2 protein-coding genes are annotated in these 1,792 nt (G+C 71.1%); both read left to right on the top strand.

Going from position 1 to position 1,792, the window contains the following annotated elements:
• Positions 1–89 precede the first annotated feature (89 nt).
• Complete coding sequence (locus tag ACFVIM_RS34980) at positions 90–722, top strand: 1-hydroxy-2-methyl-2-butenyl 4-diphosphate reductase (RefSeq protein ID WP_384310371.1); 633 nt, start codon at positions 90–92, stop codon at positions 720–722.
• 5 nt (positions 723–727) lie between these two features.
• Entirely contained in the window at positions 728–1,750 is a 1,023-nt protein-coding gene (gene hpnH / locus ACFVIM_RS34975) for an adenosyl-hopene transferase HpnH (RefSeq protein ID WP_384310369.1), read from the top strand.
• Positions 1,751–1,792 lie beyond the last annotated feature (42 nt).

Raw genomic sequence — 1,792 nt, 5'->3', positions numbered from 1 at the left:
ATGGCTGGGATGGCCGCGCGGGCTGGGACAACCGGGGCAACCGGGAGGACCGGGGCGACGGGAGTGACCCGCCGTCCGGGGACGGCCCGCTGCTCATCGTCTGCGCCCTCGGCATCGAGCGCCTCGCCCTGCGCGCCGGGCGGGACCGTACCGGCGCCGGGCCCCCGGTCACCGTCGTACGGACCGGGATGGGCGCGCGCCGGGCCGAGCGGACCGTACGGGAGGCGCTGGCCGATCCGCGACTGCGCCCGGCGGCGGTGGTCGCCGCCGGGTTCTGCGCCGGACTCGCCCCGGGGATGCGCCCCGGGGATGTCGTGGTCGCCGACGAGACCCGCCACGCCAGCGGGGCGACCCCCTGTACCGGTGTCGCGCCGATGGCCGAGGCGGTGCGGCGGGCCCTGCCCGGCGCCCGGATCCACACCGGCCCGCTGACCGGCTCCGACCACATCGTCCGGGGCCCCGAGCGGGCCCTCCTGCGGGCCACGGGCGCCATCGGCGCCGATATGGAGTCCGCCGCGACCCTGCTCACGGCGGTGACGCTCACGGCGGTGACCGGGGGCGCCCGCCCGGTTGCGGCCGTCCGGGTGGTCGTGGACGCTCCAGAGCATGAGCTGATCCGCATCGGAACGGTGCGCGGTGGACTATCTGCTGTCCGTGTCCTCCGTGCCGTCGTTCCCGCTTTCCAAGAATGGCACCGTTCTTCGCAGCTCCCCAGGAGGTGAGCCAGATGGCCATGCCGCTCCGCCAGTCCATCAGGGTCGGGACCTATCTCGTCGAACAGAAGCTCCGCCGGCGCCAGAAGTTCCCGCTCATCGTGGAACTGGAGCCGCTGTACGCCTGCAACCTCAAGTGCGAGGGCTGCGGCAAGATCCAGCACCCGGCCGGGGTGCTGAAGCAACGGATGCCGGTGGCGCAGGCGGTCGGGGCGGTGCTGGAGTCGGGTGCGCCCATGGTCTCCATCGCGGGCGGCGAACCGCTGATGCACCCTCATATCGACGAGATCGTGCGCCAGTTGGTGGCCCGCCGCAAATACGTCTTCCTGTGCACCAACGCCATGCTGCTGCGGAAGAAGATCGAGCGGTTCACCCCGTCCCCGTACTTCGCCTTCGCCGTGCACATCGACGGTCTGCGGGAGCGGCACGACGAGTCGGTGGCCAAGGAGGGCGTCTTCGACGAGGCGGTGGCGGCGATCAAGGAGGCGCAGCGGCGGGGCTTCAGGGTCACCACCAACTCCACCTTCTTCAACACCGACACCCCGCAGACCATCATCGAGGTCCTGAACTACCTCAATGACGACCTGAAGGTGGACGAGATGATGATCTCGCCCGCCTACGCCTACGAGAAGGCGCCCGACCAGGAGCACTTCCTGGGGGTCGAACAGACCCGGGAGCTGTTCCGCAAGGCGTTCGCCGGGGGCAACCGGGCCCGCTGGCGGCTCAACCACTCACCGCTCTTCCTGGACTTCCTGGAGGGCAAGGCGGACTTCCCCTGCACCGCCTGGGCGATCCCCAACTACTCCCTCTTCGGCTGGCAGCGGCCCTGCTATCTGATGAGCGACGGTTATGTGCCCACCTACCGCCAGCTGGTGGAGGAGACCGACTGGGAGAAGTACGGCCGGGGCAAGGACCCGCGCTGCGCCAACTGCATGGCGCACTGCGGATACGAGCCCACCGCCGTCCTGGCCACCATGGGCTCCCTGAAGGAGTCGCTGCGGGCGGCGCGGGAGACGGTCTCCGGCAACCGGGACTGACCGCCCCGCGGCCTCCGGCGGTGCCCGGGGCCGTTCGGAGGC

It is taken from the genome of Streptomyces sp. NPDC057638 (assembly GCF_042800315.1).
Classification (GTDB): Bacteria; Actinomycetota; Actinomycetes; order Streptomycetales; family Streptomycetaceae; genus Streptomyces.
The sequence above is the reverse complement of the archived record's forward strand: the minus strand, read 5'-3'. Positions and strand labels throughout refer to the sequence as shown.

What these genes read in the sequence shown, in the direction of transcription:
- hpnH (WP_384310369.1), top strand. Translation starts at nt 728, where the DNA reads ATGGCCATGCCGCTCCGCCAGTCCATCAGGGTCGGGACCTATCTCGTC.